Origin of the sequence: Caballeronia sordidicola (assembly GCF_002220365.1) — a bacterium.
Lineage (GTDB): Bacteria > Pseudomonadota > Gammaproteobacteria > Burkholderiales > Burkholderiaceae > Caballeronia > Caballeronia sordidicola_C.
In genome coordinates, this window is record NZ_MTHB01000223.1 from 71,099 (window position 1) to 77,688 (window position 6,590).

A 6,590-nucleotide genomic window follows, 5' to 3' on the forward strand; every position below is an offset into this window, starting at 1 on the left:
GCCTGTCCCGCCCCGCGCACTTCAGCCGTATCACGCAGATCATCAAGAGGTTCGCTCATGGCTGACTCCCCCTCCCGCGATCCTATGCAGTCGGTGCTGGCGCCGACCGTTGTAGTGCGACGCAAGAAAAAGTCCGGGCACGCTGGCCATCATGGCGGCGCATGGAAGATCGCCTACGCGGATTTTGTGACGGCCATGATGGCGTTCTTCCTGCTCATGTGGCTGCTCGGCTCGACCTCGAAGTACGACAAGCAGGGTATTGAAGATTATTTCAACACGCCGCTGTCGACGGTCTTCGGCGGCAAGGACGGCAGCGGTGCCGCTCGCACGAGTGTGATCGAAGGCGGCGGACGCGATCTATCGAGTTCGCGTCCGGGAGAAGCAACCAAGAGCCAGCCCCAGCCGTTACCGAAGACGACCGAACGCGCGGCCGCGACTGCGACCGCTGCTGCCGCAGCGAAGGACGACGCGCAGCGTCTGCAGCAACTCAAGCAGAAGCTCAGTGCGTTGATCGAACGCACGCCGGCGCTGGCGGCGTACAAGGATCAGATTCGTATTGACATCACGAGCGAAGGATTGCGCATCGAGATCGTCGACTCGCTCAAGAGGCCGATGTTCCCCTCAGGCAGTGCGAAGCTGGAATCGTACGTGGTGACCATCCTCTCGCAGATCGGCGCCTCGCTCAACGACGTGGATAACCGCGTGTCGATCGCCGGACACACTGACGCCGTGCCGTACTCAGGCGGTGAAACAGGTTATTCGAACTGGGAACTGTCGAGCGAACGGGCGAACGCTGCACGCCGCGCGTTGATTGCCGGCGGCATGAACGAAGGCAAGATCCTGCAAGTGCGCGGACTAGCTGATGTATTGCCGCTCAACAAAGCAGTCGCCGACGAACCCACTAACCGGCGCATCAGCATCCTGGTTTTGAACAAGGCCGCGGAACAACGGTTCTTTGCAGACGGCGGGCGCACCGCCGTGGATGAGTCGCAGCCGGCAAGCTCAATACTTCCAGCGGCCGTCGGGTCCAAGCTCGCAAGCGCTGTGATTCCGGCAGTCGTGGGGGAACAACAGGCGAAACCGCACGCTGCGTCGGCAACCGCCGGGCCGGCCTTAAAAAGCTAACACACTGCAGTGAGCGGCGGCGATCCGCCAGCCGCTCTCCGTCTCTACCCACATACGCGTGTAGCGAAGATTGGCCGAGAGCGGCACGCCGCCGAACTGGCCGCTCAGCGCCGCAAGCGTGAGCGTCACCGCGCTCTTGCCGTACACGCGCACTGTCTGTTCCTTGATTTCCAGCCGCTCGATCCGCTGTATCCCATAGCGATGCGCGTTCAGGTCGTCGACCTTGCTCCACACCTTGCCTGTGGCATCGACGAACGTGAGGTCGTCGGCGAGCAGCGCATCAAGCACGTCCGCGTCCGACGCGAGCATGGCGTCCCGCAACCGCCCTTCCAGTTCCGCTATCACGCTCTCGGTCATCGTTTGTTCCCTAGCTTGAAGATGAGCCGCCAGCATAGCGCAACGATTCGCTAAAACGCGCTTTCGCGTCCCTGCGGAAACCATCTTGAGCCGCTTTGATTTTGGGTCGATCTGGCGTCCGATTCGTCGGCTGATCGCTCGCCAATTAACCGGTCCGGATCCCTAGCGGAAGGTCTCTTCTGTAGTCGTCGCTTAAAAACAACTGTCATATACCTTACACACCCATTCGCTAAAGTCCGCCCGTCGCGAGCTACAGACCGTCAGAGTCCGATGCCGTGCATCAATTATTTGAATCACTTACTCGCGTCGCTTACTTGCGTCGCTTACTTGCGTTACTTACTCAAACCCACGCTCAGGGAGAACGTTTTGAACCGTAAAACACTGCTCGCCACTGCTGCAATGGCGGCATTCGCCGCATCGGCTACTTCCGCTCAAGCTCAAAGCAGCGTCACGCTCTACGGCCTCGTTGACGCCGGTATCAGCTATGTGAACCACAGCGCCGTCGGCACGACCGGCAGTTCGAAGAACTTCAAGTATGACGACGGTGTGGCGCAAGGCAGCCGTTGGGGCCTGCGCGGCGCTGAAGATCTGGGCGGCGGCCTGAAGGCGATCTTCACATTGGAGAGTGGCTTCAACAGCGGCAACGGCACGCTCGGCCAAGGCGGCGCGGAATTCGGCCGGCAAGCGTACGTGGGGATTTCGAAGTCGGATATCGGCTCGGTGACCCTGGGCCGGCAATACACGTTCTCGACCGATTACCTCGGCGGTTCGTACTCCATCGGCGGCCAGACGGTTGCCGGCAACTACGCTTACCACATCAACGACGTGGACCAGCTCACGTCGAGCCGTATCAACAACGCAATCAAGTTCAGCAGCGCGAACTTCCATGGCGTAACGTTTGGCGGCTTGTACGGCTTCTCGAACCAGGCTGGCGCTTTTTCGGGTTCGCCCACTACGACGACCGCAGGCGTCACGACACAAGGTTCGTCGCGCGCGTACAGCTTCGGCGTGAACTACGCTGGCGGCCCATTTGGTATTGGCGCGGCTTACACGGACATCCACTACCCGGGTTCGTCGACGCCGGCGTTCAGCACGAGCATCGCGAACGTTGCAACGGGCGGTTCGAAAGACCTCCGTACGTTTGGTATTGGTGCCAGCTACAAGTTTGCTGCTGCAACGGTGTTCGGCCTCTGGACCAACACGCGCTTTGAGTCCATCACGGGCGCGACGTCGAAGTTCAACGCGTATGAAATCGGCGGCAAGTATGCGTTCACGCCGGCGCTTACCGGCGGCCTCGGCTACACGTACATGAAGCTCACCGATTCCGCGAAAGGCACGTGGAACCAGGTCGACGCAAGCGTGGACTATGCGCTGAGCAAGCGTACCGATGTCTACGTGCTGGGTATCTATCAACACGCGTCGGGTTCAAATGGCAGCACCCCTGTGCAAGCGCAGATTGGTTCGAGCACGAGCTACTTCGGCACGTCGGGCAGCGGTACGAATGAACAGATCGCTGCACGCGTGGGTATTCGTCATAAGTTCTAAAGCGCGTCACAAGTTCTAAAGCAGGCTTTAGTCGTTGAAACGGGCCGCTGGGATGACTTCACCCCAGCGGCCCGTTTTTTATCCGACGCCTGAAGTACCAAGCGTTGCAGAACAATCAGAGCACCTTGTTTTTATCAAGCGACTTGCCCGTTGCTGCGTTATAGCGCTCGACGTATTCGACCATCAGCTTGCGCATCGCACGGCCGATCGCCTTGTAGTCGCTCTCGTTGAGATTGGCGAGCGACACGCGGCCCGATGGATGTTGCGTGCCGAAGCCACGTCCCGGCAAGAGCACGACACGTGCTTCCTTCGCGAGCCGGAACAGCAGCTCGGAGGGCTCGGTATTCGCGAAGAGCCATTTGACGAACTCAGGCCCATAGGCGCGATTGCCAAGGAACTCGAGGTCGATGATGGTGTAGTAATCGACCTGGTTCACGTCGCTGTCGTCAAACGAGATTCCTATCTCCCTGTATAGCGCCTCTTTGCGGCCGCGAATCAGGCGCTTGAGCGCGTTCTTGTAGGCTTCAGGCGTATCCATCAGCGCGAAGAGCGAGAACAGCACCATCTGCACTTGCTGCGGCGTGGAAAGTCCTGCCGTGTGGTTCAGCGCGACAGTACGGCTGTCGGCCACCAGGCGGTCGATGAACTTCAGGTTCTCCGGCTCGGTGGTGATCGACTCATAGCGCTCATGCAATTCCTTGCGCTGTTCCTTCGGCAGCTTGCGGATCAGTTCGTCGATCACGTTCTCGCGGTGCATGGCGATCGTGCCAAGCCGCCAACCGGTCGCACCGAAATACTTCGAATACGAATACACGAGGATGGTGTTCTTCGGACACAACGCGAACAGCGAGACGAAGTCGTCGGCGAAGGTGCCGTATACGTCGTCGGTCAGCAGAATGAGGTCCGGCCGTTCTTTCACGATCTCCGCAATGTACTCGAGGCTCTCGGTATTCATCTTGACCGAAGGCGGATTGCTCGGATTCACGAGGAAGAACGCCTTCACCTTCGGATCGCGCAGCTTGTCGAGTTCCTTCTTCGAATATTGCCAGCCGAGTTCCACGTCGGCGTCCAGGTTGACCACGTTCAACTGGTAGTCGTTAAGCGTCGGGATCTCGATATACGGCGTAAAGATGGGCGAGCCTAGCGCGATAGTGTCGCCTGGTTTGATCAGGTGATTCTCGCGCATCGTGTTGAAGATGTAGGTCATGGCGGCAGTGCCGCCTTCAGTTGCGAAGGTATCGAAGTCACCAACGAACGGGTGTTTGCCGATCATTTCTTTCTTCAGGTACTGCGCAACAATCACCTCGGACAACTTCAGCATCCGGTCCGGCACCGGATAGTTCGACGCAAGAATCCCCTCGCACATTTCGTACAGGAATTCGCTGCCATTCAGACCGAGCTGGTCGCGCACATACGACAGCACGCCGCGCAAGAAGTCGATGCCGGGAACGCCTTTGTTGTCGCGTGCAAAAATTTCAAAGCGCTCTTCCAGCCCCTCGCGCTTCGGAAAGCCGCCCAGCCCTTCGGGCATGTGGGCGAACGAGCGCTCCGACTCGCGCATCGCGAAAAGGCCGAGTTGCCAGAAGCCGTGGCGCGGAATGGTGGCGAGGAAGTTCGGATTGCCCCGTCCTGCATTCAGCATGGCTGCGTTGGCGGGACGCTCGACCGCGCCGCCGCCGGCGGCCTTGATCAATTCGTCCTTGAGTTCGAACGGGCTAAGCGCCGCGATCTTGGATTGTTCTTGCGAGCCCGCCTTTGTAGATTTTGCCATCCAACACCTCCAGAAATGATCGACTGCTTGAAAGATCGACGTTCTCGGGGAAACGTCAGTCCCTTTGGGAGAAAAGCGGCAATGAATTTTCAGATTATGCGTCTTTGATTGCAGCCCGGTTGCAGCACATTAACCGGGCACCACTCCACTCCTTTTTAACTGATCTTCGCAACTATGCCGCAAATCAACACTTAGATTGTTTATGCATTATGACCACTATAATTTTGGGCAATGAAATAATCCCAACACCGTCCGCAGGCTTGCGAGTTAATAGTCTAGGGGAGAAAACTTTAAACGCAATCGCTTTATGTTTTCCCGTTGGGCTTGCGTCCGCTGGCTTTTGCTGGCAATGGTCGCGCTGGATGTAATTAAATAGCGTTTAAAGAGCTTGATACTCGGTCGCATTATCGGTCGCAATGATGGGCAGACCTGCGCGTGATGGCGGTTACGGGTTGAACCGAAACATAACAGACTAATTAGCCGATTTGATCAAGGTTGATTAAACCCCTTCCAAGCGCCCGGGTAAATATCCCGGATACCAGAGAGCAAGCATTCGGGCACGCCCCGTGCGCCCAATGGACCTGCCGGATCGACGGCAATTCAGCCAGCCACTTAAACTGTTTGCCATCCGCGCGACCAGGCATCACGCGACTACTTCATCTTGCTCGGACACGTCCTTGCTGCAGGGCTGGCAAACTGAACCACACAACGGCTTTAAAACGCATGCCAACTCGAAACAAGAAACCCGAAGACCCATCACCCCATCCCTCCCGGTCCGGCTTCGTGAGGGTGCGAGGCGCCCGCGAGCACAACCTGCGCAACATCAATGTCGACATTCCGCGCGACGCGCTCGTCGTGTTTACCGGCGTCTCGGGATCGGGCAAGTCGTCGCTCGCGTTCGGCACGCTCTACGCCGAAGCGCAGCGCCGTTATTTCGAATCCGTGGCGCCCTATGCACGTCGCCTTATCGATCAGGTCGGTGTTCCGGAAGTGGACTCAATCGAGGGCTTGCCGCCCGCTGTCGCTCTGCAGCAGCAACGTGGTACGCCTAACGCACGCTCGTCGGTGGGTAGCGTGACTACACTGTCAAGCCTCGTGCGCATGCTGTACTCGCGCACCGGCACCTACCCGGCAAAACAACCCATGCTGTTCGCCGAGGATTTCTCGCCGAACACGGTGCAAGGGGCGTGTCCCACGTGTCACGGCCTGGGTCGTGTCTACGAGGTGACGGAGCAATCAATGGTCCCCGACGACTCGCTGACTATCCGCGAGCGTGCAGTCGCTGCATGGCCGCCGGCATGGCATGGTCAGAACCTGCGCGACATCCTGGTCACGCTGGGGTTTGATGTCGATACGCCGTGGCGCGACTTGCCGAAGAAAGACCGCGACTGGATCCTGTTCACGGACGAGACGCCGACCGCTCCCGTGTATGCCGGCATGACGCCGCAAGAGACGCGCGCCGCGCTCAAGCGCCACGCGGAACCGAGCTACCAAGGCACGTTTACAGGTGCGCGACGATATGTGCTGCACACTTTCGCCAACACGCAAAGTGCGTTGATGAAGAAGCGCGTGTCGCGTTTCATGGTGAGCAGTGCGTGTCCATCGTGCCATGGCAAGCGATTGAAGCCCGAGGCGTTATCCGTAACATTCGCGGGACTCGATATAGGCGAGTTATCGCAGATGCCGCTCGCCCGTGTCGCCGATGTTTTGCGCCCTGTCGCTCGCGGTCAGGCGCCGACGGACGCATCGGTATCGGCATCGGTATCGGCATCGGTATCGGCATCGGTATCGG

The 6,590-nt window shown here is 58.8% G+C and carries 4 protein-coding genes and 1 pseudogene; 3 read left to right on the forward strand and 2 right to left on the reverse strand.

All coding sequences use genetic code 11. The annotated features are described in order from the left end of the window. The first annotated feature begins 57 nt into the window (after positions 1 to 57). Complete coding sequence (gene motB / locus BSU04_RS31230; protein WP_089164143.1) at positions 58 to 1,125, forward strand: flagellar motor protein MotB; 1,068 nt, start codon at positions 58 to 60, stop codon at positions 1,123 to 1,125. Here the strand turns inward: motB and BSU04_RS31235 are convergent. After that, positions 1,114 to 1,482 carry a nuclear transport factor 2 family protein gene (locus BSU04_RS31235; protein WP_089164144.1) on the reverse strand — a complete coding sequence of 123 codons (369 nt, stop codon included), beginning with the start codon at positions 1,480 to 1,482 and terminating at the stop codon, positions 1,114 to 1,116. The genes motB and BSU04_RS31235 overlap by 12 nt on opposite strands. Before the next feature lie 366 nt (positions 1,483 to 1,848). Here BSU04_RS31235 and BSU04_RS31240 point away from each other — a divergent pair, with 366 nt between their 5' ends. Continuing rightward, on the forward strand, positions 1,849 to 3,027 hold the full coding sequence (locus BSU04_RS31240; RefSeq protein WP_179258498.1) for a porin: 1,179 nt from the start codon (positions 1,849 to 1,851) through the stop codon (positions 3,025 to 3,027). A 115-nt stretch (positions 3,028 to 3,142) separates the two neighbouring features. On the opposite strand, the gene BSU04_RS31245 is transcribed toward BSU04_RS31240, so the two are convergent. Then, positions 3,143 to 4,798 (reverse strand): bifunctional aspartate transaminase/aspartate 4-decarboxylase, encoded by a 1,656-nt coding sequence (locus BSU04_RS31245; RefSeq protein WP_089164146.1) that lies wholly within the window; start codon positions 4,796 to 4,798, stop codon positions 3,143 to 3,145. 723 nt (positions 4,799 to 5,521) lie between these two features. On the opposite strand from BSU04_RS31245, the pseudogene BSU04_RS31250 reads away from it, so the two are divergent. After that, positions 5,522 to 6,590: pseudogene (locus BSU04_RS31250) on the forward strand (excinuclease ABC subunit A); the annotation flags it as partial.

Coding starts and splice junctions, on each gene's coding strand:
- motB (WP_089164143.1), top strand. CDS start 58: ATGGCTGACTCCCCCTCCCGCGATCCTATGCAGTCGGTGCTGGCGCCG.
- BSU04_RS31245 (WP_089164146.1), bottom strand. CDS start 4,798: ATGGCAAAATCTACAAAGGCGGGCTCGCAAGAACAATCCAAGATCGCG.
- BSU04_RS31235 (WP_089164144.1), bottom strand. CDS start 1,482: ATGACCGAGAGCGTGATAGCGGAACTGGAAGGGCGGTTGCGGGACGCC.